Raw genomic sequence first — 22,582 nt, 5'->3', positions numbered from 1 at the left:
AGGATTTCGAATGGATATGACCGGAGAGGAACGCATCAACGCTCCGCGCGATGCCGTATGGGCCGCGCTCAACGATCCAGACATCCTCAAGCGCTGCATTCCGGGCTGTCAGGTGCTGGAGATGACCTCGCCGACCGAGTTGGCCGCGACGGTCAAGATCAAGATCGGCCCGGTCTCGGCCACCTTCAACGGCGAGGTGACGCTGTCCAATATCAACGCGCCTGAAAGCTATACGATCTCCGGCGAAGGCAAGGGCGGCATCGCAGGCTTTGCCAAAGGCGGCGCCGATGTCGTGTTGAAGGAAGATGGGAGCGAAACCATCCTGCAATATGCGGCGAAGGCACAGGTCGGCGGAAAGCTTGCGCAACTTGGTGCCCGGCTGGTGGATTCCACCTCGCAGAAACTGGCACAGCAATTCTTCGCCGATTTCAATGCGGCAGTCTCGGAAAAGGCAGCGATCTGAGCCTCGGGCCATTGGCGGCTTGCGATGTCTAAGCTAAGCCTGAAGCATGAATGTGACGATCAGGACCCCGCAGCATTCGGATCGCGAAGAGCTGGCCGACATTTATCTCCAGGTTCGCCGCCAGACCTTCACCTGGGTCGATCCGTATAAGTTCCGGCACGAGGATTTTGCAGCTCACACGCAAGGCGAACTCGTCTGGCTCGCCGAGGCGGCCGATGGCACGATCGCCGGTTTCATGACGCTCTGGGCAGCCGACGATTTCATTCACATGCTCTATATCCGCAAGGAATGGCGGGGCAGGGGCGTCGGCACAGCGCTGCTTGCCGCACTTCCGGACTGGCCACGGCATAAATACCGGCTGAAGTGCCTGGTCAACAATGCCCAGGCGAAAGCTTTCTATCTATCCAGGGGCTTCGCTGTTACCAGCGGAGGGACTTCGTCGGAAGGCGAGTATGAGGAACTGACCTTCGATCCGCCTCGCTGATTATCGCGATGGAAGCTGGCCTGCGATCTCTTCGGCGCGCGCCTTGTGGCGATCCGCCTCGCTCTGCCAGCGCACGGCCTCCTTGGCTTCGTTGCGCGCCCGCTTGCGGTGCTTGCCCTGGCTGAACCAGGTGGCGGCAGAGCCTGCAAACATGCCGATGATCAGCGCGATGAAGATGAAGACGAAGAATGGCGCCGATAGCGACAGGACCTGATCCTCGGGCCGGAAGGGATTGAAGGCCAGCGTCACGATCTGCCGGTTGGCGACGCAGAAGATGATCAGGATGATGCCTAGCGGCAGCAAAATCAAAAGGTTGGTGATCTTCTTCGCCATGGATGGCCTCCGCGCATTATCAGCGCCGCGTTCAAACGGCGCTTTCAGACTTTATGCAGAATAGGAATCGGCGGGCGAACTTCAAGCGCGGTTTCGCCGCAGGGCAGGTCTCAGTCGTCCTGATCGGCCTGGCCGGGGTTCAGCCGTTCGCGCAGTTCCTTGCCGGTCTTGAAGAACGGAACCCACTTCTCTTCGACGAACACGGTGTCGCCGGTCCGGGGGTTGCGGCCGGAGCGCGATGGGCGGTTCTTGACGGAAAAGGCGCCGAAGCCGCGCAGCTCGACGCGGTTGCCCGCTGCCAGTGCATCGGTGATCTCGTCGAGAACGGCATTGACGATATTCTCGACGTCGCGGTGATAGAGATGCGGGTTGCGCGCGGCAACTATCTGCACCAGTTCCGACTTGATCACGGTCGCCCCCTTAAATTATTGATTTCTTATCAATCGCGGCCAAACTGCCAAACTGAAACGAGCCCGTCAAGGAGCAACTTTTGTGGCAGAATGCCCTCAAGCGCTTGGCTTTTGACGAGGTCGCCGTAACCGAGAAGCGTCGCGACCTTGGAAAGCGCACCGGCAAGCAGGAAAGGCGTGCTGCTCTTCTTGTCCCAATCGACCACGGGCAGGTCCTTGCTGACATCCCGCTTGGCCAGATAGTCGCGAATTTCGGGGTCGCCGCCGAGCTGATCGACGAGCTTGACCTTCAGCGCCTGGCGGCCTGTATAGATCGTCCCATCGGCAAGCTTAAGTACTTCATCGCGTGGCATTTTCCGGCGATCGGCAACGAGATCGACGAACCAGGCATAGCTGTCCTGGACCATGCTGTTGATCATCGCCTTGGCTTCCTCACTGGTGTTGTGGAAAGGCGAGGGCTCGGCCTTCAAAGGCGAGGACTTGATCTCCTGCAGCGAGACACCAAGCTTGTCGAGCAGCGGCTGGATCTGGGGGTACTGGAAGATGACGCCGATCGATCCGGTGATCGAGCTCTCGCCGGCGACGATCGTATCGCCTGCCGTGGCAATCATATAGCCGGCCGAAGCGGCCAGTGTTCTGACATCCGAAACGACAGGCTTCTTGGCTGAAATCGCCCTGATTGCCTTGAAGATCTTTTCGCCGCCATAGGTCGTGCCGCCTGGCGAGGAGATCGAGATGATCACGCCCTTGACCTGATCATTCTCCTCGATCTTCTTTAGCCGCTCCAGCAATTCGTCGTCGTCGGTGATCAGTCCTGAAATCGTCACATGGGCGATCTGCGGCCGGCGCTGCTCGATATCAGCACGGAAGAACTGATACAGGGAGAAGCCGAGTGCGACGAGAAGCAGCGCTGCGGCGATGCGCCAGAATCCGAGGCGCCGGCGAAGTTTGCGGCGGTCGGCGATCGTCGAGCTGTCCATAAGTCCTCCAGGGCCGGCGGCGGCCTCATTCACTGCGGCAGAGATAAGGCGGCATAGTGTTGTGAAAATGCCGGTTTACCTCGTTTTCATCCGTTTGTTGCTTGTTGCAGAAAAAAATCCATATTGGCAAGCTAATGTAATAATGCGAAACGATCTGTGATCGACGGTAGTAGTTCCTATATAGGAAGCCGATCAACAGACACGGACAGACCGATGCTCAACACCATCAACAGCGGCGGGGGGGCTGCAATTGCCAGACCCGAGCGCAACGCCTATGGCGCTGCGTTGCATCACTCCGCGCGCGTCCGCCGCCTGAAAGTGCTGCTGCCGGTCACCGCCGTCATCATCTCGCTGATCTTCATCGCCGTCTCTATGATCCGGGCCTATCTGCCGGAGAATATCAAGATCGAAGGCGCCAAGATCGAGAACGGCAAGGTCGTCATGGCGAAGCCCGCGATCTCGGGCCGCAATTCCGACGGCATCAATTACTCCATGCTCGCCGAGCGCGCACTGCAGGATATCAAGAACCCCAGCCTCATCACGCTCGAGACGATCAAGGCGGCCGTCCCCGTCAGTGACGGCCTGGTCGCCAGCGTCGAGGCCTCTTCCGCAGATTATGACCGCGCGACGGACAAGCTGGCGCTGACTTCGCCATTCACCGTTATCATGAGCAATGGACTGAAAGCCGATTTCAAGTCTGCAAAGCTCGATATCAAGGGCGGCAGCATGTCGACTGATGATCCCGTTACCATCACGAAAGAGGGAACTTCGGTTGTTGCGAACTCCCTCAAGATGGCGGATAAGGGTCGCGTGATCACGTTCGAGGGGAAAGTTCGTATGAACGTTGATCCATCCGCCATCCGCAAACAGGGCACCTAACAGCCGGGTTATTTAATGACAAAAGATTGTCACTCTTCAGTACGTAAGTTTGGCGCAGCAGCAACCGGCGGCGCTCTGGCACTTCTGATGATCGCGGGAGCCGCGTTTGCGCAGGCGACCACCAGCCAGATGGATGGCCTCAAGCTCGACAAGAACGAGCCGATCCAGATCGAGAGCGACAAGCTCGAAATTCATGACCAGGAACACAAGGCCGATTTCGCCGGCAACGTGAAGGTCGTGCAGGGCAAGACGACCCTGCAGGCCGGGCACATGACCGTGTTCTACAAGCCAAAGGCGGCAGTCGACGGACAGGCGACCGATGCAAAGGCGAAGCCCGATGCCGGTGCGGCGTCGATCTCGTCCGGCAATGCCGATATCGACCATATTCTGGTCAGCGACAAGGTATTCGTCAGCTCCGGAACGCAGACGGCGACGGCCGATAACGGCGCGTTCGACATGGCGGCACAGACCTTCGTTCTGAAGGGCGACAAAGTCGTTCTCTCCGATGGCCCGAATGTCTTCACCGGCTGCCAGCTTACCGTTCACATGGAGACCGGGCAGGCGCAACTGGATAGCTGCGGGGGCCGCGTCCAGATCCAGCTTGATCCGAAGTCCCAGAAGAAGAACTGATCCGGCCCTCTCGTGAAACTTTTCTCGCTTCCCAAAATGTTCGGCCAGTCCGCGCCGCAGGCCGCGGACGGTTCCGCCGGAGACAAGAGCCGTTACCAGGGCACGCTGATTGCGCGCGGTCTGACCAAGACCTATAGCACCCGGCGCGTTGTCAACGGCGTGTCGCTGGTGGTTCGCCGCGGCGAGGCTGTGGGTCTTCTCGGGCCGAACGGCGCGGGCAAGACGACCTGCTTTTACATGATCACCGGCCTGGTGCCTGTCGACGAAGGCACGATCGAGATCGACGGCAACGACGTCACGACGATGCCGATGTATCGCCGTTCGCGCTTGGGCGTCGGCTACCTGCCGCAGGAAGCCTCGATTTTCCGCGGCCTGACGGTCGAGGAAAATATCCGCGCCGTTCTCGAAGTGCACGAGAAGAACAAGGCAGCGCGCGAAAAGAAGCTCGACGAACTGCTGGAAGAATTCCATATCTCCAAGCTCCGCAAGGCTGCAGCAGTGTCGCTATCCGGCGGTGAGCGCCGCCGCCTGGAAATCGCCCGCGCGCTGGCGACCGACCCGACCTTCATGCTGCTGGACGAGCCCTTCGCCGGCGTCGATCCGATCTCTGTTTCCGATATTCAGAACCTTGTGCATCATCTGACGGCTCGCGGCATCGGCGTGCTGATCACCGACCACAATGTTCGCGAAACGCTGGGCCTGATCGACCGCGCCTATATCATCCATGCCGGTGAAGTGCTGACGCATGGCCGCGCGAATGACATCGTCAACAATCCCGAGGTCCGCCGCCTCTATCTTGGCGACAATTTCAGCCTTTGATTGGATTGAAGCCGGCGGAAATTCACCTTCCGCCATACTTGCGCTTGACCAAATAGAATAAAAAAGCAATTTTTGGGCCAACTGGATATCCGCGGCCCGAAATTCTTGTTTCGACGCGGTTTCCCGGAGGAAATGAACGGGAGTTTCGCGTCCGCCATGGCCCTGTCAGCCAATCTTTTCCTGCGACAGAACCAATCCCTCGTCATGACGCCGCAGCTGATGCAGTCCATTCAGTTGCTGCAGATGACGCATTTCGAACTCGTCCAGTTCATCGCCCAGGAAGTCGAAAAGAACCCGCTGCTGGAATTTCCGTCAAATGACGCGGAAACGGGCAGCGACCGTGACGGCGAAGATGAGGGGCACGCGCAGCATCAGGCCGAAGACGGCGATAGCGGCGACGCGCTCTCCGGCGACTGGTACGACAATGGCAGCGAAGGCCGTGTTAGCCATCTCGGCGACGAACTCGACGCCAATTATTCCAACGTCTTTCAGGATGACGGTGCGCCGCAGCGCGCCGATGCGCCGGAGCTTCTCAGCCAATGGAAATCGATGCCGGGCGGCTCCGAGGGCGAGGGCTATGATCTCGACGACTTCGTCGCCGGTCAGGTCTCGCTACGAGATCACATCATCCAGCAGATTCCCTTCATTCTGACTGGCGCTGCAGACCGGCTGATCGGTCAGCATCTTCTCGATCAGCTGGATGAGGCCGGTTATTTTCAGGGTCATATTGCCGAAGCCGCCGAACGCCTCGGTGCTGCAACCGCCGACGCCGAGCGGGTATTGGCCGAACTGCAGACGCTCGATCCTCCCGGCGTTTTCGCCCGCAATCTCGCTGAATGTCTGGCAATCCAGCTTCGTCAGAAAGATCGCTTCGATCCGGCGATGGAAGCCTTCGTCTCCAATCTCGAGCTTCTCGCGCGCCGCGATTTTGCGACCCTGAAGCGTCTTTGTGGCGTCGATGAGGAAGATCTCCTCGACATGCTGACAGAGATCCGCCAGCTGAACCCAAAGCCGGGCAGCGGCTTTGAGGCGGGCGTTTCAGAAGCGATCATGCCGGACGTCGTCGTGCGGCCATCGTCCGATGGTAGCTGGCTAGTGGAGCTCAATCCGGACACGCTGCCCCGCGTGCTTGTCAGCCAGGCTTATTTTGCGAATGTCACCAAGAATGGAGACGATCACGCCTTCCTCTCGGAATGTCTGCAGAATGCCAATTGGCTGACGCGCAGCCTCGACCAGCGCGCCAAGACCATCATGAAGGTCGCGACCGAAATCGTCCGCCAGCAAGATGCCTTCCTGCTCCACGGTGTTGATCATCTGCGCCCGCTCAATCTGAAGACCGTCGCCGACGCCATCAAGATGCATGAATCGACCGTCAGCCGCGTGACGTCGAACAAGTACATGCTGACGCCGCGCGGTCTCTTCGAGCTCAAATATTTCTTCACGGTATCGATCAGCGCGGTAGAGGGTGGCGATGGTCATTCGGCTGAGGCGGTACGTCACAAGATCCGCGCGCTGATCATGCAGGAAAGTCCGGAAGCAGTGCTTTCCGATGACGATATCGTCGATATGCTGAAAAAAGGTGGCGTCGATCTGGCCCGCCGCACGGTCGCCAAGTACCGCGAAGCGATGAATATCGCCTCTTCGGTTCAGCGCCGGCGCGAAAAGCGCGCGCTGGCAAAGGTTGCAGGCTTCTAGGCGAACTCCCGCGGTTGGCGTTGACTTTTTGGTAACCTGCCTTTATTAGCCCGCCGCAATTGGCGCTGTGAAACAGCGTTCAGACTTATCCCCATCATCCTCAGGGCGCTTGAAGCACGAGACTTAAGCCGATCTTGCTTGAGTTTGCGTGAAGTGCTTGGATGAGAGGTAGGCTTGGCGTAAACTGGTACCGCAAACCACTATAAGAAGGGAAACTCCATGAGTGTGCGTGTATCCGGTAAACATATGGAAATTGGTGACTCGTTCCGTCAAAAGATCGAGGAGCAAATGGCCATGGCCGTCACGAAATACTTCGACGGGGGATATTCTGGTCAGGTGATCGTTGAGAAGTCGAGCTCGCGCTTCTCTGCGGATTGCAAGCTTCATCTCGATAGCGGGGTGGTGCTGCATGCTGCAGGAGAAGCAATGGATCCGCAGGTCGCATTCGATGCCGCCTCGGAGCGCATCGAGAAGCGCCTTCGCCGCTACAAGCGGAAGCTGAAAGATCATCATGCCGGAAATCATCTGAACGGTTTTGCGGAAGTCGCCTATACGGTCATGGACGGCGTTCCTGACCACGAAGAAGAGGTTCCCGACGATTTTGCCCCGGCTATCGTAGCTGAGAGCACGAAGCAGCTGAAGACCATGTCCGTTGCGACCGCCGTGATGGCGCTCGACATGACGGACGAGCCGCTGCTTCTGTTCCGCAGCCCGGGCAAGGAACAGTTAAACATCGTTTACCGCAGGCATGACGGTAATATTGGCTGGATCGACGCAGCCAATATCAAGAGCTGAGATCGGGCGATGAGCGGCGCGTTGCGCCGCTCTTCCAATCACCCGGCTTTGGCGACAGAAGGAAAAAGAAATGGCATTGGCAGACCTGCTGCACCAAGATGCGATTATTCCCGCCCTCAAGGTAAATTCCAAGAAACAGCTGCTTCAGGAATTGGCGGCAAAGGCCAGCAAGATTACCGGCCTTTCCGAACGGGAAATCTTCGACGTCGTATTGCAGCGTGAGCGCCTGGGCTCGACGGGCGTCGGCAACGGCATTGCAATCCCGCATGGGAAAATTGCCAGCGTCCGCTCGATCGTCGGTGTCTTCGCAAGGCTCGAAAGCCCGGTCGATTTCGAAGCGCTGGATGATCAGCCCGTCGATCTCGTCTTTCTGCTGCTCGCTCCCGAAGGCGCGGGCGCCGACCATCTGAAGGCGCTGTCGCGCATCGCCCGTGTGCTGCGTGACCAGGATCTGGTCGCCAAGCTCCGCGCAACGGACTCTGCCTCGGCGATCTATGCTTTCCTCAACGAAGAGCAAGCCTCGAACGCCGCCTGATATTGTACAGCGCAATAACGAGAAAGGCGCCCGGTTCTACCGGGCGCCTTTTCATTTGCCTAGGACTGGACGTCAGTTCTCAGAACTCTTCCCAGTTATCCTGCGCGACGGCAGCCGAGCCATGTGCAACAGCAGCACGGCGGGGCGCCGGAGCCCGGTAGGCGGGAGCAGGGGCTGCGGAAGCCCGCATGTGCTCGGCGGTAGCCCGAAGAGCCGCACCGTTTGTCTGACCGGACACCCGGAAACGCAGTACCAGGGCCTTCAAGGTCTGTGCCTCGTCGTTCAGCGTGACGCTGGCTGCGGTCGCTTCTTCCACCATCGCGGCGTTCTGCTGGGTCACCTGGTCCATCTGGTTCATGGCCTGGTTGACTTCCTTCAGTCCGATCGCCTGCTCGCTGGCGGAGGCGGAAATCTGGCGGATCAGCTCGTTGATGCTCATCACCTGATCGGCGATCTTGTGCAGCGTGCCACCGGCACGGCCAACGAGATCGACGCCTTCCTTGACCTGGACGGCCGAGGTATTGATTAGTGTCTTGATTTCCTTCGCAGCACTCGCCGAGCGCTGCGCCAGTTCGCGGACTTCCTGCGCGACGACCGCAAAGCCCTTGCCGGCCTCACCCGCACGAGCAGCTTCAACGCCGGCGTTAAGAGCCAGAAGGTTGGTCTGGAAGGCAATCTCGTCGATGACGCCGATGATGCGCGATACCTCGGTCGAGGACTGCTCGATGCCCTGCATCGAAGCGATTGCCTTCTGCACGACTTCGCCAGACTTCTCTGCGTCTTCGCAGGCCAGGTTCACGTTCTCGGCAGCGGTCCGGGCGTTCTCGGCGCTAGAATTGACCTGTGCGGTCAGCTCGTTCAGCGCAGCTGCGGTCTCTTCCAGGCTTGCGGCCTGCTGTTCCGTGCGCTTGGCAAGATCGGAGGCACTGTTGCTGATCTCGCTGGTGCCGGAGCCGATGTTGCCGACGCTGAGATTCATCGTATTGATCGTTTCTTCGAGGCTGGCGAGTGCAGCGTTGAAGTCCTGCTTCAGCTTTGCATATTCGCCAGGGAACTCGTCGTTGATCCGGTGGCCGAGATTGCCCTGCGACAATTCGGAGAGACCGGCACCGACGATGGCAACGATCTGGCGCTGGAGCGCGACCGACTGCTGGCGCTCGCTTTCGGAGCGGCTGCGTTCGGACTCAGCGGCACTGCGCTGGCTGTCGGCCTCGGATTCGAGGCGGCGCGTATCGGCAAGCGCAAAGCGGAAGCCCTCGAGTGCCTTGGCGACCGAACCGATTTCATCGGCACGCTCCTGACCGGCCACGGGCTGCTCGTATTGGCCATCGCTGAGCTTCTTGACGCCGGCGACCAGCTGGCCGAGCGGCTTCTGCACGAGAGAGCGGACGGCGAAATAGAGGGCCAGCATCACGGCGCCGAGCACCACGATGCCGCCGATGATCATCATGAAGGTCTGATCCTGCACCGGAGCATTGATGGCGCTGTGCGGCACGTCCACGAGTACGACCCAGGTGGCGTTGAGATCGGGAACGGCGAAAGGATAGACGACGCGATCGAAGGGCTCATAGCCGTCGAGCGAGAGATTCTTGACAACGCCAGGCGTCATCGAGCTCAGGGCGGACTTGACCTGGGCCGAACCCTCAGCGTCGCCGTAGGGCTTCGACATCAGCTCCTTCGTCGGCGCGACGATCCAGTTGCCGTTCTGGGCAACCAGCGTTACACGGCCGGAGCCGAAAGGATGCAGGGCCTGCAGCTTGTCGGTCAGCGACTTCAGCGAGATATCGACGCCTTCGACACCGATCATCTTGCCGCCGGAAACGACGGGATAAGCGATCGAGGTCAGCAGCGTCGGGACATCCGTGCCTTCAGCAAGGTAAGGCGTGGTGATGGCACCTTTGCCGCTTTCGGCAGCGAGCTTCCACCATTCGGCCGTATAGTCGTTGTCGAAGGTCGAGAACTGGATCGCGCCATCCTTGGTCTTCGACCAGTAAGGCGTGAACGCGCCAGCCTTGTTGGTGCCCTCGTCGAGCTTGTCGGCAATCTCGGTGGTCTTGCCGTCGAAGGCGCCGAGCTGTTCGCAGAACCAGCTGCCGAACGCGAAGGCGTTCTTCTCGAGATTGGCCTTCAGGATATTGATGATGCCCTTGCGGTCGAAGTTGCCACCCTCGTGGCCACGGCCGACAACGCCGGACATCGAGCGCGCAGCACTCGCCAGTTCGCCGACATTGGCGGCGATTTCGTTGGCGATAGCTTTTGCCTCAAGATTCGCCTGGTCCATCGTCAGCGTCTGCACGCGGCTGCGCGTCTGATCGATGAGGAAAAAGTTTGATACAAAAAGGACGAGCGCGATGGCGACGCCGGTGATGACAATGAGTTTTGCGGCAAGCGACTTCATGCGGAAGATGAACATGGTGCCTCGGCGGGGCGACTTGCCGGACGAACATTTCCGGCACAGGCGAGGGTGAGCCGCACCGTCATGGAGCAGCCGTGCAAAAGTCCAGGCGCCGTTAAAATTGAAGCCTGACGATCGCCGGAAAGATCGCCAGAAATCTCTTAAATTTGAATGAAACTGTACGAATTGAGCCCCTGAATTGCCTTGGCGGCAGAGGGTTTTCGTAGAGTGTATCGGAAACAGAAAAGTCTATAGCTTGTTTGCGACTTCAGCGCTGAGCGGGATCGACGGCTGGGCTCCCGCCTTGAGGCAGGCAAGGGATCCGGCAACGGCGGCGCGGCGCAGTGATGTCTCGAAATCGAGACCGTCGTCGAGGCTTGCGGCGAAATAGCCGCAGAAGGTATCGCCGGCACCGACGGTATCGACAGGCTCAATCTTCAGTCCTTTCGCTCGGACGAGCTCGCCATCGCGAATGGCAATGACGCCATCGGCGCCAAGTGTGACGATCAGTGTCTGTCCGGTTTCGCCGTGAAGGCGCTTCAAGGCGGCCTCGCGATCGCCAGCGGTCATACCTTCTTGTCCGGCCAGAAGCTCGAATTCCGTCTCGTTGGCGATGACGATATCTGCCAGCCGCCCAAGGCGTGGTGCGTCGGCAATCAGCGGTGCGAGATTGAGTACGCTGCGGATGCCCTTCTTGCGGGCCGCATCAAGAGCCTTCTCGACGGCGGCCGGGGGAACCTCGAGCTGCAGCATGAGAATATCGTTGGGTTCCATTGCCGCAACCACGGCCTCAGCATCTTCGGGGCTGACGGTGCCGTTAGCGCCGGGAACGACCGCGATCATGTTTTCGCCGTCGCCGCCCACGAGGATCAGGGCGGTGCCGGTTGGACCGTCCACATGATTGACCTTGGAAAGTCCTGCACCGGCTTCACTGAGAAGCGCGATGGCGGGGGCGGCGAATTCATCCTTGCCGACTGCGCCAGCCATATTGACGGTGCTGCCTGCACGGCGCGCAGCAAGCGCCTGGTTGGCACCCTTGCCGCCGGCGGCAGTCGCAAAGCCAGTCCCAGCCACGGTTTCACCCGGCTTCGGCAGGCGCGCGGTGGTGGCGATGAGGTCCATGTTGATGGAGCCGAACACAGTGATCATGGTAGATGTCCCGTCCTTTAATTGGCGCGACACTGCCCGAAGGGCTCACTCCTCGTCAACCACCCTGAGCTTGAGAAGGCCTGTCCGGCTCTCGACCGATTTCGCAGCTGGCTGGTCTTCGCGCTCCGGTTTGCCGGTATCGCCCGTCGCTTCGAATTCGAGAGCCTCGATCTTCGAGCCACGCTTGGTCAGCTTGTCGGCGGAGGTGACGATCATGTCGACATCCTTTTGCGCCATGGCGAAATGCCCTTGCAGCTTGCGCACACGCTCATCGAGGCGGCCGAGATCGTCCATGAGGTTTGCGACTTCACCCTGAATGACGTGCGCCTGTGCGCGCATACGCTGATCCTTGAGAACCGCCTGGATCACCTGGATCGACAGCATCAGCAGGGAAGGAGACACGATGACAATCCGGGCGCGATGCGCCTTCTGGATGATCGGCTCGAAGTTCTCGTGGACCTCGGCAAAGATTGATTCCGAGGGCACGAACATGAAGGCCGTGTCCTGGGTTTCGCCCTGGATCAGATACTTTTCCGAGATATCGCGAATATGCACTTCCATATCGCGCCGGAACTGCTGGGAGGCGATCTTGGTGGCATCCGGGCCGCCGGCGTCGCGAATGGCGTTCCACGCTTCGAGCGGAAACTTGGCGTCGATGACGAGCGGCGGTGCGCCATTCGGCATCTTCACGGTGCAGTCCGGCCGCGAACCGTTCGACAGCGTCTGCTGGAAGGCATAGGCGCCCATCGGCAGCCCATCGGCAACAATCGTTTCCATCCGCGACTGGCCGAAGGCGCCGCGTGTCTGCTTGTTGGAAAGGATCGCCTGCAGGCCGACGACGTCCTTGGCCAGCATCTGGATGTTGTTCTGCGCAACGTCGATGACGGCCAGCCGCTCCTGCAGCTTCTGCAGGTTTTCGTGGGTCGATTTCGTCTGTTCGGTGATCGTGTGGCTGACCCGCTGCGACATACCATCAAGACGCTGGTTGATCGCCTGATTGAGCTCTGCCTGCCGCGTGCCGAACACCTCCGCCATGGTCGAAATGCGGCCCTGCATCTCCGCCTGGATTTTCAGAAGCTCCGACATGCGCATATCGGCTTCCGCCGATCGGATCGCGGCTTCCTCATTCTGCTCGCGCCGCAAGTTGCTGCTTCTGAACAGCAAGAACACGAGGACGACGACCATGGCGGCGATGGCGCCGCCTGCGATGGCGAGAATGGCCGGATTGACGGCGGCAAGCGAGATGGTGAGCGAGTCGGCAGAATTGTTCATCCGGCCACCATAGCAAACTTCAACCTGTTGACCAGATCAAAACGTGAACGAATCCACAGGTAGCTTTGGTATGATCAAAAGGCCGCAGTCCACTTTGGGAGAGGGACGACAAATCGTGGCCATGCTTAACGATTGCTCAACCATATTTTAGAAATGTCTCTGCCGAAACAGATCCTTACCGCGCATCGCGCAGACAGAGAACATCATGAGCAGCCAGCAATCGCAATCCGACCTCAAGCAGCGCCTCGACTTCATCGAGCTCGACGATGCTGCGCGCAAGACGATGAGCGAGATCCGGCCTGTCATCAGCTCGCTGGTCGGCGGTGCGCTTGACAAATTCTATCAGAAGATCGCCAAGACCCCGGCCGTTGCCAGCTTCTTCTCCGACAAATCCCATATGGGCCACGCCAAGAAGGCGCAGGAGAACCATTGGGCCAATCTGGCTGGTGGCAATTTCGACGAAACCTACGTGAAGGGCGTCACCGCAGTCGGCCGCACTCACGCCCGCATCGGCCTGGAGCCGCGGTGGTATATCGGTGGCTACGCGATCGTCATGTCCGAGCTCGTTAAGGGCATCATGGACAAGCAGTGGCCGTCGATGTTCGGCCGCCAGCAGGGCAAGGTACTGGCCGAGAAGCTTTCCGCCGTCATCAAGGCAGGGATGCTGGACATGGACTATTCGATCTCCGTCTATCTCGAGGCATTGGAAGAAAAGCGCCGCAAGCTGGAGGAGGACCGCGCCAAGGCGGAGGCCGACCAGACCATGGCGCTCGACCATCTGCGCCGCGGTTTGGAAGCGCTCTCCGCCGGAGACCTCGATGCCAAGCTGCCTACCGACCTTCCGGGCAATTTCAAGCATATGGCCGACGACTACAATCGCGCCGTCGCTGCGCTGCGCACGTCATTCGGCTCGGTTCGTAGCAGCTCGGCTGAAATCCTGCGCGGCACGGACACGATTTCCAAGGCTGCCGACGATCTGGCGCTTCGGACCGCACAGCAGGCTGCGGGCGTCGAAGAAAGCTCGGCGGCGCTCCAGCAGCTGTCCGTCAGCGTCGGGCTGACCGCCGCCAATGCCGAGAAGGCCTCGGATGCGGTGCGTGAAACACAGCAGCGTGCGAAGAATTCCGGCGAGCTTGTGAACAGCGCCGTTTCCGCCATGGCCGGCATCGAGAAGTCGTCGGATGAAATCGCCAAGATTATCGGCGTCATCGACGAGATCGCCTTCCAGACCAATCTTCTGGCGCTGAATGCCGGTGTCGAAGCTGCACGCGCAGGCGAGGCAGGCAAGGGCTTCGCGGTCGTCGCCCAGGAAGTCCGCCAGCTTGCCCAGCGCACTGCAGAAGCGGCAAAGGAGATCAAGAACCTGATCTCGCAGAGCTCTGCACAGGTGGACCAGGGCGTCGGCATCGTCAGCAGCACCGGCGAAGCACTGGGCGACATGATCAGCCGCATCGACATGATCAATCATGTGGTCGCTGAAATCGCCGCCGCCGCTCGCGACCAGGCGACTGGCGTAAACGAGGTCAGCGTTGCCATCCGCAACATGGATACGATCACCCAGCAGAATTCCGGCATGGTCGAGCACACCTCGGCCGAGACCCGCCGCCTTCGCGGCGAAGTCAGCAATCTTATGGAGCTGCTGCAGCGCTTCGGTACCCGGATGGAAATGCGCAGCAGCGCTCCCAGCCGCCGTGCAGCCTGAGACGAATACGGCGATTTTCCGGAGGTGCGCGTAAAAAAGCGCCTCCGGCACTTCCGGGATAATTCCCTCGCTTAAAAAGATAGGTTATGGGAACGCCATGACCATCAAGCCACTTATCATCCTTCCCGATCCCGTTCTCCGCCAGGCTTCCAAGCCGATCGAGCGTGTCGATGACGAGCTGAAGCGTCTCGCCGACGATATGCTGGAGACTATGTACGACGCCCCCGGCATCGGCCTTGCCGCGATCCAGATCGGCGTTCCGCGCCGCATGCTGGTTATCGACGTGGCGCGCGAAGGCGAGGATAAGCAGCCGCAGGTGTTCATCAATCCGGAGATCCTCAAGTCTTCGGAAGAGCGTTCCGTCTATGAGGAAGGCTGCTTGTCCATCCCGGATTATTACGCCGAGGTCGAGCGCCCTGCCGTCATCACGCTGAAGTATCTCGACCGTGACGGTAAGGAACAGACCATCGACGCCGACGGCCTACTGGCCACCTGCCTGCAGCACGAGATCGATCACCTCAACGGTGTGCTGTTCATCGACCATATCTCGCGGCTGAAGCGCGAAATGGTGATCAAGAAGTTCACCAAGGCTGCCAAGTCCAAGGTCCTCTGACGGTCGTTGAAAAATGGGCGATCGAACACTATGATATCGCTGATATCATAGGAGGCGTCCGTGGGTGACTTGCTGATCCGAAATCTCGACGATGCTTTGAAGCGTGAGCTTCAAGAACGTGCGCGCGCCAATGGGCGCAGCCTCTCGGATGAGGCTATCATGCGTCTTCGCAAATCGCTGGGCACCGCAGATCAGCAGAACCGGCTAGCTGGCGAGTGGCTGCGATCGCTTCTTTCTGAAGATGCGTGGAGCGATGACGAGCTTGCCGACATCGAGGCAGCAAGGCGCGAGCCCGATCGCGAACCGCCGGCGTTTGGCAAATGAACATCCTGCTCGATACCAACGTTCTCTCGGAGCTTGAGGGACGAATGTACAGCGAGCGGCTGCTGAATTGGTTGAACGGATACAAGCCGGAAGAACTCTTCATCAGTGCGATCAGTATAGCCGAGATACAGTATGGCCTTGCGCGGCTTCCTGAAGGACGGCGGCGCGCCGCCTTGACCGAGGCCTATGCGAAGATCGAAGCTGGCTTTGCAGGCCGAATAGCGGCGTTTACGATTGACGCGGCTCATCGGTATGGACTGCTCAGGGCAGAGCGGGAGAAATCGGGAAGGCCGATAGAAACGAAGGACGCCATGATCGCGGCGATCTGCCTTTCCAACCGCATTGCGCTGGCCACCCGCAACATAAAAGACTTCGAGGGGCTTGATCTCAAGCTCGTAAACCCGTTTGAAGACGGTTGATCGTTAACGGCGGAATAGAATGTCACTTCGCATCATCTTCATGGGGACGCCCGAATTTTCCGTTCCGACGCTGCGCACGCTCGTCGATGCCGGGCATCGGATCGTTGCGGTCTATAGCCAGCCGCCGCGGCCGGGCGGCCGCCGTGGGCTCGACCTGCAGAAATCGCCGGTCCATCAGGCTGCCGAACTGCTGGGCCTGCCGGTCTTCACGCCGGTGAATTTCAAGGACCCCGAAGAGCGGGAAAAATTTCGTGCTCTTGGCGCCGATGTCGCCGTTGTCGTTGCCTATGGCCTGCTGCTGCCGGAAGCTATCCTGACCGGCACGCGGGACGGCTGCTACAACGGCCATGCGTCTCTGCTTCCGCGCTGGCGCGGCGCCGCCCCGATCCAGCGGGCGATCATGGCAGGCGATACCAAGACGGGTATGATGGTGATGAAGATGGACAAGGGCCTGGATACCGGCCCTGTCGCGCTCACCCGCGAAGTCGAGATCGGCCCGAACATGACGGCAGGAGAACTGCACGATAGGCTGATGCACACCGGCGCCAAGGCGATCGGCGAGGCGATGGTCGCGCTCGAATCCGGCAATCTGCCGCTGACGCCCCAGCCGGAAGACGGCGTGCTCTACGCGAGCAAGATCGACAAAGACGAAACCCGTATCGATTTCGCCAGGACTGCGGCCGACGTTCACAACCACATCCGCGGTCTGGCAACGTTCCCCGGTGCCTGGTTCGAGCTTGAGATCGGCGGCAAGCCGGAGCGCGTCAAGGCTCTCGGGTCTGAACTTGCCGAAGGCAATGGGCCGGCGGGAGAATTGCTGAGCGATGACCTGGTCGTGGCCTGCGCGAGCGGCGCTGTCCGATTGACCAAGCTTCAGAAGGCAGGCGGCAAACCTCTGCCTGCGGCGGATTTCCTGCGCGGCACACCGCTTGCCCGCGGCACAAGGCTCGCCTGATGCCACGCTACCGGATGACCGTCGAATATGACGGGGCGCCCTATGTCGGTTGGCAGCGTCAGGACAACGGCCCATCGGTCCAGGGCGCGATCGAAGCGGCAATCCTGTCGTTGAGCGGCGAGACGGTTTCCGTCCGGGGCGCAGGACGCACCGATTCCGGTGTCCATGCGCTCGGTCAGGTAATTCACGTGGATCTCTCCAAGGAATGGGCTGACTTCAAGCTTCAGAACGCATTGAACGCGCATCTCAGATTGGCCGGCGAGCGGGTGTCGATCATCGATGTCCTGGCCGTGCCCGAATTCTTCGATGCCCGTTTTTCGGCGCTTCGCCGTCACTATCTCTACCGGATCATTACCCGCCGCGCGCAGCTTGCGATCGAAGCGGGCAAGGCCTGGTGGGTGCCGAAGGCACTCGACCACGAAGCGATGCATGAGGCGGCCCAGAGGCTGGTCGGCAATCACGATTTCTCGACCTTCCGGTCAGCTCATTGCCAGGCCAAGAGCCCGGTGCGCACGCTGGACAGGCTGGATGTCACGCGCACAGGCGAGCTGATCGAGATACGGGCGACAGCGCAGAGCTTCCTCCACAATCAGATCCGTTCCTTCGCTGGAACGCTGAAGCTGGCAGGTGAGGGCAAGTGGACGCCTGATGACGTGCAGGCAGCCCTCGAAGCTCGCGACCGCAAGGCTTGCGGGCCGGTAGCGCCGCCGGATGGGCTTTATTTCATGCAGATCGATTATCCGGACGTGATTCCGGACAGACGAAAGGGAGCAGATAGCGATGACGGTGACGATCTATCATAACCCCGCTTGCGGAACCTCGCGCAATACTCTGGCTATGATCCGTCAATCAGACGAGGAACCCGTTGTCATCGAATATCTGAAAACGCCGCTTTCGCGGCACGAGCTTGCGGCGCTGATTGCGAAAATGGGTGTTTCTGTGTGTGATATGCTGCGCGAGAAAGGCACGCCTTACAGCGAGTTGGGCCTCGGCGATCAATCTCTCTCCGACGGTCACTTGCTCGATGCGATGGTAGAGCATCCAATCCTGATGAACCGGCCTATCGTCGTGACGGCAAAAGGCGCAGCGCTTTGCCGCCCTTCGGAATTGGTGCTGGATCTTCTGCCCAATCCGGATATCGGCCTATTCACCAAGGAAGACGGTGAGGTCGTGCCCGCGCGGGGTCAGGCGGGATAGATCCCGAGAAATTTCTGAAGATATTCGGCAAGCATCATCGTCGGCACAAGCAGCGCCAGCGTCAGCGCCCCGACCATCAGCCCGTGTCCATGGAAGATCATCCGCAGGATGCGCGCCAGAATGAAGACCTGCGCGATCATCAGGATCAGCAGCAGGATCGAGACGACGCTCACCGTTCCCGGAATGAAGAAGACCAGAGCAAGCAGCAGGCCATTGATGTAGGAGAGCGGCACGCCCAGCCAGTTGACGCTGACGACGACTGCGGCAAAACGGTTGCCCATCTTGAAGATCAACAGCAAAAGCCCGGCCAGCACCAGCGGTGCGAACCAGTTCGCCACCTCCACCATTCCAAGACGGAGGTAAAAGGGCAGCCCGACATCGTAATGTGGTGGCATGGTCTGCAGGAAAGCCTGGCGCCACCAGAGCCAGGAAATGCCCATTGGCGGCAGGCACCAGACCATGGCCCAAAACGAGCGGTTCACGCCGCGCTCCGAGACATCCAGAAAGCGGAAGCCGCGCGGATCCATGCGGATCAGCAGCCAGAGCCCCGCCAGATAATATTGGACTTCCCTAAGCCCCGGCATTCTCGAACCAGCGCTCTATGAAAGTTTCGTAGATGACTGTCAGCGTCTCCAGATCCGCGACGGCAACGCGCTCATCGACCATATGCATGGTCTGGCCGACGAGGCCGAATTCGACCACGGGGCAATAGTCCTTGATAAACCGCGCATCCGACGTGCCGCCTGTCGTCGACAATTTCGGCGCCTTGCCGGTGACGCTCTCGACGGACGAAGACAGAGACGCGATCAGCGCGTTGTTGCGGGTCAGGAAGACATGGCTGGGACGGTCGGCCCAGATGATCTCGTAGCGAACAGCATCACGGCCCGGCCGCAATGCACCCTCGTCAGCGGCGGCATCGAGACGGCTGACGATTTCGGCCCGCAGCGTGTCGGCGGTCCAGGTATCGTTGAAGCGGATATTGAAGCTCGCCGTCGCTTTCGCGGGAATGACGTTGGTTGCGGGATTGCCGACATCAACCGTCGTCACTTCGAGATTGGAGGCCTGGAAGCTTTCGGTGCCGGTGTCGAACGGCGGATCCATCAGCGCCGTCGTCAGCTGCAGCAGGCCGCGAACCGGATTGTCGGCGAGATGCGGATAGGCTGCGTGGCCCTGGACGCCATGAACGGTGATCTTGCCCGACAGCGACCCGCGCCGGCCGATCTTGATCATGTCGCCAAGCGCATCCGGATTGGTCGGCTCGCCGACGACGCAGGCATCCCAGCGCTCGCCGCGCTCGGCCGCCCATTGCAGCAGCTTGGTCGTGCCGTTGATCGAAGGTCCCTCTTCGTCGCCGGTGATCAGGAAGGAGATTGAGCCCTTGGGTGCGCCGTGCTTTTCGATATGGCGTGCCACTGCAGCAACGAAACAGGCAATGCCGCCCTTCATGTCGACGGCGCCGCGGCCGAACATCTCGCCACCGGCGATCTCTGCGGCAAAGGGCGGGTGTGTCCAGGCGGCCTCATCACCAACAGGCACAACATCGGTATGGCCGGCAAACATCAGGTGCGGGCCGTTGTTTCCGATGCGCGCATAGAGGTTTTCGACATCGGCTGTTCCAGCCTCCGTCGCCATCACCCTATCGACCGTGAAGCCGAGCGGCGACAGCATCGCATCGAGCGCCGAAAGTGCGCCGCCTTCGGTCGGTGTGACGGACGGGCAGCGGATGAGTGTCTGGAGATTGGCGACGGGATTGGTAGCGGTCATGACGGTCGAATTATCCGGCGGGGATGGCAAAGAAATGGCGAGGCGAATGCCGCCTCGCGTTAAAAGAGCGCCGTCTGTTTACCGGATCGATGTCCGGCTGTCACTTCAAGCTTAGTCGCGCAGCAGCTCGTTGATGCCGGTCTTCGAGCGGGTCTGCTCGTCGACGCGCTTGACGATGACCGCGCAGTAGAGATGCGGCGCCGGCAGGCCATTGGCCATGGTCTTGTTGCCCGAGGGCATCGAGCCGGCGACGACGACGGAGTAGGGCGGCACTTCGCCATAGGTGACTTCGCCGGTGGCGCGATCGACGATCTTGGTGGACTTGCCGATATAGACGCCCATGCCGAGGACCGAGCCCTCACGGATGATGCAACCTTCGACGACTTCCGAACGGGCGCCGATAAAGCAGTTGTCCTCGATGATCGTCGGGCCTGCCTGCATCGGCTCCAGCACGCCGCCGATGCCGACGCCGCCGGAAAGATGCACATGCTTGCCGATCTGTGCGCAGGAGCCGACCGTTGCCCAGGTATCGACCATCGTGCCTTCGCCGACATAGGCGCCGAGGTTGACGAAGGACGGCATCAGCACGACGTTCTTGGCGATATAGGCCGAGCGGCGGACGATGCAGTTCGGAACGGCGCGGAAGCCGGCGTCACGATACTGGTTCTCGCCCCAGCCTTCGAACTTCGAGGGGACCTTGTCCCACCAGGTCGAGTTGCCCGAGCCACCCTTGACGACTTCCATGTCGTTCAGGCGGAAGGAGAGCAGCACGGCCTTCTTGAGCCACTGATTGACCGTCCAGGCGCCGTCAGCGCCGCGTTCGGCAACGCGTGCCTTGCCGCCATCGAGCAGCTCGAGCGCAGCTTCGACCGCATCGCGGATTTCGCCCTTGGTCGAGAGGCTGACGCTGTCGCGGTTGTCGAAGGCCGCTTCGATGGTCTTTTCGAGGGATGCAAGATCGGTGGCGCTCATGAGAATTCCTTAAACTTCGAACTTTATCCTGAAGGCTACAGGGCCTCCGGGAATTGTGATCGGCGGGATGCGATCTGCTCTATCGCATGGGCGTCCAAAATGGAATGATTTTTCGAACCAGATCGTTTCTGGATTCAAGGCGTTAAAGACGCGTTTGGTAAGACTGAAAGGCATTTTTGAATGGCGAAGGGTAAGAATGGCAGACTCCGGCGCAAGGATGGGGTCTGGGATCCGCTCAAGACCAGCGAAACGGACAAGGATCGCGCCCGCGCCGTACCGAAAACACCGCAAACGCTCTCTCCGTCCTATCGTCTTGCCTATGTCGACGAGGACTTCCTCTGCCGCGAGGAACTACGGCCGATCCGCCTGCAGCTCGAGTTGCTGAAACCGGAAATGCTTTTGGCCGAGCGTGGCATCAAGTCGACGGTCGTGATGTTCGGCGGCGCCCGCATTCCAGCGCCCGGCCAGAGCGCCTGGGCAGCGCGCAACGATGTGCAGCGGGTCAACCTGGAAGCGGCGTCTGTCTACTACGACGAGGCTCGCAAGTTCGCCCGCCTCTGCTCACGTTATTCGGCGGCCCACGATTTCCATGAATATGTGATCGTCACCGGTGGCGGCCCGGGCGTGATGGAGGCCGGCAACCGCGGCGCTGCCGATGAAGGCGCACCGTCGATCGGCCTCAACATCGTCCTTCCGCACGAGCAGGCGCCGAACGTCTATGTGACGCCGGAGCTCAGCTTCAATTTCCACTATTTTGCGATCCGCAAGATGCACTTCATGGTGCGTGCCAAGGCGATCGCCGTGTTTCCCGGCGGTTTCGGCACGCTCGACGAATTCTTCGAGTGCCTGACGCTGATCCAGACCGGCCGCATGGAAAAGATGCCGCTGATTCTGTTCGGTGAAAAGTTCTGGCGGACGATCGTCAATTTCGAGGCGCTTGCGGAATTTGGGACGATCGCGCCTGATGACGTCAAGCTCATCAGTTTCGTGGAAACGGCCGATGAGGCCTGGAAGATCATCCAGGATTTCTACGAACCGCATGAATAAGAAAACCCGCCGCGCGAGCGGCGGGCTTCCTGTTTCCTCCCTTAGAGGAACGGGCGATCGGGCATGTCGTCGATCGAGATGAAGCCGTCCTTGTTGGTATCCAGGCGGGTAAAGAGCCGGGTCATCGCATCTTCGGCTTCCTGCTTGGAAATCTGGCCATTCTCGTCCTTGTCGACGCGCCGCATCATCGAGGCGAACATCATGTCGCCGCCGTGGCGCTTGCCCCAGCGGTGGCCGTCCGGTCCGCCATTCTGGCCCTTGCTGTCGTTCTGTGCCATCTGCTGATCGTCGCCGCCATCCTTCTTGGCGTCCTTGCGTGCATCGCGCCAGGCCTTGATCTGCGCCTGATGATATTCGCGAATTTCGCCCGGCGTCAGGCTGCCGTCATTGTTCTTGTCGGCGGCTGCGAAGATCTTGTCGACGCCGTCGATCGCTTCCTGCTTCGAGATCTTGCCGTCCTTGTTCTCGTCGAACTGCTTCAGCATGCGCACGAAGGCGATCTCGCGGAAAGCGGCGCCACGCGGGCCGCCCATCATCTCGCGATGGTGCTGCGGCCCATCGGAGCGATGGCCGGGAGCAGCAAAGCTCGCGCCTGCGGCACCGGCGATCAAAACGGCGGAGAGGCCTGCCAGGATAAGCTTGTTGCGGTACATGAGACTTCCTTTCGGTTCGTATCCCTTCACGACCAAAAGGTAAGGCTGCGGTTGCAGAAAACCCAATTAAACCTAGGTAAGCTGGATGAAACTTTCG

26 protein-coding genes are annotated in these 22,582 nt (G+C 60.1%); 16 read left to right on the top strand and 10 right to left on the bottom strand.

Features of this window, described 5'->3' with window-relative positions:
- The first annotated feature begins 10 nt into the window (after window positions 1-10).
- On the top strand, window positions 11-463 hold the full coding sequence (locus AC1DV9_RS08050) for an SRPBCC family protein (RefSeq protein WP_112385265.1): 453 nt from the start codon (window positions 11-13) through the stop codon (window positions 461-463).
- A 46-nt stretch (window positions 464-509) separates the two neighbouring features.
- On the top strand, window positions 510-947 hold the full coding sequence (locus AC1DV9_RS08045; protein ID WP_477947133.1) for an N-acetyltransferase family protein: 438 nt from the start codon (window positions 510-512) through the stop codon (window positions 945-947).
- Here AC1DV9_RS08045 and AC1DV9_RS08040 read toward each other — a convergent pair whose 3' ends face one another.
- From AC1DV9_RS08040 to sppA, 3 genes are all read right to left on the bottom strand, one after another.
- Entirely contained in the window at window positions 948-1,280 is a 333-nt protein-coding gene (locus AC1DV9_RS08040) for a LapA family protein (protein ID WP_112538435.1), read from the bottom strand. It lies immediately after the preceding gene.
- Between the two features lie 110 nt (window positions 1,281-1,390).
- Window positions 1,391-1,690, bottom strand: coding sequence for an integration host factor subunit beta (locus tag AC1DV9_RS08035; RefSeq protein WP_018898213.1), 300 nt, complete (start codon window positions 1,688-1,690; stop codon window positions 1,391-1,393).
- 29 nt (window positions 1,691-1,719) lie between these two features.
- On the bottom strand, window positions 1,720-2,670 hold the full coding sequence (gene sppA / locus AC1DV9_RS08030; RefSeq protein WP_477947131.1) for a signal peptide peptidase SppA: 951 nt from the start codon (window positions 2,668-2,670) through the stop codon (window positions 1,720-1,722).
- A gap of 213 nt (window positions 2,671-2,883) precedes the next feature.
- On the opposite strand from sppA, the gene lptC reads away from it, so the two are divergent.
- The 6 genes from lptC to ptsN all read left to right on the top strand — a co-directional run bounded on the left by lptC (window position 2,884) and on the right by ptsN (window position 8,023).
- Window positions 2,884-3,549 carry an LPS export ABC transporter periplasmic protein LptC gene (lptC, locus tag AC1DV9_RS08025; RefSeq protein ID WP_112385269.1) on the top strand — a complete coding sequence of 222 codons (666 nt, stop codon included), beginning with the start codon at window positions 2,884-2,886 and terminating at the stop codon, window positions 3,547-3,549.
- Between the two features lie 15 nt (window positions 3,550-3,564).
- The gene (locus AC1DV9_RS08020) at window positions 3,565-4,179 is read left to right on the top strand and encodes an LptA/OstA family protein (protein WP_477947130.1); all 615 of its coding nucleotides are present in this window, start codon (window positions 3,565-3,567) and stop codon (window positions 4,177-4,179) included.
- 36 nt (window positions 4,180-4,215) lie between these two features.
- The gene (gene lptB / locus AC1DV9_RS08015; protein ID WP_112385271.1) at window positions 4,216-4,998 is read left to right on the top strand and encodes an LPS export ABC transporter ATP-binding protein; all 783 of its coding nucleotides are present in this window, start codon (window positions 4,216-4,218) and stop codon (window positions 4,996-4,998) included.
- Window positions 4,999-5,154: 156 nt separating this feature from the next.
- On the top strand, window positions 5,155-6,693 hold the full coding sequence (gene rpoN, locus AC1DV9_RS08010) for an RNA polymerase factor sigma-54 (protein ID WP_477947506.1): 1,539 nt from the start codon (window positions 5,155-5,157) through the stop codon (window positions 6,691-6,693).
- Window positions 6,694-6,912: 219 nt separating this feature from the next.
- Window positions 6,913-7,488 (top strand): ribosome hibernation-promoting factor, HPF/YfiA family, encoded by a 576-nt coding sequence (gene hpf, locus AC1DV9_RS08005; protein ID WP_112385273.1) that lies wholly within the window; start codon window positions 6,913-6,915, stop codon window positions 7,486-7,488.
- 70 nt (window positions 7,489-7,558) lie between these two features.
- The gene (gene ptsN / locus AC1DV9_RS08000) at window positions 7,559-8,023 is read left to right on the top strand and encodes a PTS IIA-like nitrogen regulatory protein PtsN (protein ID WP_112385274.1); all 465 of its coding nucleotides are present in this window, start codon (window positions 7,559-7,561) and stop codon (window positions 8,021-8,023) included.
- A gap of 79 nt (window positions 8,024-8,102) precedes the next feature.
- On the opposite strand, the gene AC1DV9_RS07995 is transcribed toward ptsN, so the two are convergent.
- The 3 genes from AC1DV9_RS07995 to AC1DV9_RS07985 all read right to left on the bottom strand — a co-directional run bounded on the left by AC1DV9_RS07995 (window position 8,103) and on the right by AC1DV9_RS07985 (window position 12,839).
- Window positions 8,103-10,436, bottom strand: a complete 2,334-nt coding sequence (locus AC1DV9_RS07995) for a methyl-accepting chemotaxis protein (protein WP_477947128.1) — start codon at window positions 10,434-10,436, stop codon at window positions 8,103-8,105.
- 231 nt (window positions 10,437-10,667) lie between these two features.
- A complete protein-coding gene (locus AC1DV9_RS07990; RefSeq protein ID WP_477947126.1) occupies window positions 10,668-11,567 on the bottom strand; it encodes a ribokinase in 900 nt (299 codons plus the stop codon).
- 45 nt (window positions 11,568-11,612) lie between these two features.
- Window positions 11,613-12,839: a DNA recombination protein RmuC gene (locus tag AC1DV9_RS07985; RefSeq protein WP_112385277.1), complete on the bottom strand. Its 1,227-nt coding sequence runs from the start codon at window positions 12,837-12,839 to the stop codon at window positions 11,613-11,615.
- Between the two features lie 205 nt (window positions 12,840-13,044).
- On the opposite strand from AC1DV9_RS07985, the gene AC1DV9_RS07980 reads away from it, so the two are divergent.
- The 7 genes from AC1DV9_RS07980 (at window position 13,045) to arsC (ending at window position 18,049) form a co-directional block, all read left to right on the top strand.
- Window positions 13,045-14,541 (top strand): methyl-accepting chemotaxis protein, encoded by a 1,497-nt coding sequence (locus AC1DV9_RS07980; protein WP_112538441.1) that lies wholly within the window; start codon window positions 13,045-13,047, stop codon window positions 14,539-14,541.
- A 97-nt stretch (window positions 14,542-14,638) separates the two neighbouring features.
- On the top strand, window positions 14,639-15,154 hold the full coding sequence (gene def / locus AC1DV9_RS07975) for a peptide deformylase (protein WP_112385279.1): 516 nt from the start codon (window positions 14,639-14,641) through the stop codon (window positions 15,152-15,154).
- 60 nt (window positions 15,155-15,214) lie between these two features.
- A complete protein-coding gene (locus tag AC1DV9_RS07970; protein ID WP_112514082.1) occupies window positions 15,215-15,478 on the top strand; it encodes a FitA-like ribbon-helix-helix domain-containing protein in 264 nt (87 codons plus the stop codon).
- On the top strand, window positions 15,475-15,897 hold the full coding sequence (locus tag AC1DV9_RS07965) for a PIN domain-containing protein (protein ID WP_477947124.1): 423 nt from the start codon (window positions 15,475-15,477) through the stop codon (window positions 15,895-15,897). Before AC1DV9_RS07970 ends, AC1DV9_RS07965 begins: the two co-directional genes overlap by 4 nt.
- 19 nt (window positions 15,898-15,916) lie before the next feature.
- Window positions 15,917-16,852: a methionyl-tRNA formyltransferase gene (gene fmt / locus AC1DV9_RS07960; protein ID WP_477947122.1), complete on the top strand. Its 936-nt coding sequence runs from the start codon at window positions 15,917-15,919 to the stop codon at window positions 16,850-16,852.
- Entirely contained in the window at window positions 16,852-17,655 is an 804-nt protein-coding gene (gene truA, locus AC1DV9_RS07955; RefSeq protein ID WP_477947120.1) for a tRNA pseudouridine(38-40) synthase TruA, read from the top strand. The genes fmt and truA overlap by 1 nt, the downstream gene beginning before the upstream one ends.
- Window positions 17,633-18,049 (top strand): arsenate reductase (glutaredoxin), encoded by a 417-nt coding sequence (arsC, locus tag AC1DV9_RS07950; RefSeq protein WP_477947119.1) that lies wholly within the window; start codon window positions 17,633-17,635, stop codon window positions 18,047-18,049. The genes truA and arsC overlap by 23 nt, the downstream gene beginning before the upstream one ends.
- Here the strand turns inward: arsC and AC1DV9_RS07945 are convergent.
- The 3 genes from AC1DV9_RS07945 to dapD form a co-directional block, all read right to left on the bottom strand.
- The gene (locus AC1DV9_RS07945) at window positions 18,037-18,633 is read right to left on the bottom strand and encodes a hypothetical protein (protein ID WP_310293255.1); all 597 of its coding nucleotides are present in this window, start codon (window positions 18,631-18,633) and stop codon (window positions 18,037-18,039) included. The genes arsC and AC1DV9_RS07945 overlap by 13 nt on opposite strands.
- Window positions 18,620-19,813 carry a succinyl-diaminopimelate desuccinylase gene (gene dapE, locus AC1DV9_RS07940; RefSeq protein WP_477947117.1) on the bottom strand — a complete coding sequence of 398 codons (1,194 nt, stop codon included), beginning with the start codon at window positions 19,811-19,813 and terminating at the stop codon, window positions 18,620-18,622. Before dapE ends, AC1DV9_RS07945 begins: the two co-directional genes overlap by 14 nt.
- A 111-nt stretch (window positions 19,814-19,924) precedes the next feature.
- A complete protein-coding gene (dapD, locus tag AC1DV9_RS07935) occupies window positions 19,925-20,785 on the bottom strand; it encodes a 2,3,4,5-tetrahydropyridine-2,6-dicarboxylate N-succinyltransferase (RefSeq protein WP_112538449.1) in 861 nt (286 codons plus the stop codon).
- Between the two features lie 180 nt (window positions 20,786-20,965).
- Here dapD and AC1DV9_RS07930 point away from each other — a divergent pair, with 180 nt between their 5' ends.
- A complete protein-coding gene (locus AC1DV9_RS07930) occupies window positions 20,966-21,832 on the top strand; it encodes an LOG family protein (protein WP_477947115.1) in 867 nt (288 codons plus the stop codon).
- A 41-nt stretch (window positions 21,833-21,873) separates the two neighbouring features.
- Here AC1DV9_RS07930 and AC1DV9_RS07925 read toward each other — a convergent pair whose 3' ends face one another.
- A complete protein-coding gene (locus AC1DV9_RS07925; RefSeq protein WP_477947113.1) occupies window positions 21,874-22,485 on the bottom strand; it encodes an EF-hand domain-containing protein in 612 nt (203 codons plus the stop codon).
- Between the last annotated feature and the right edge of the window lie 97 nt (window positions 22,486-22,582).

The sequence above is a fragment of the Rhizobium sp. 01L410 genome (assembly GCF_056400165.1).
This window is presented reverse-complemented; position numbering and strand designations above follow the sequence as displayed.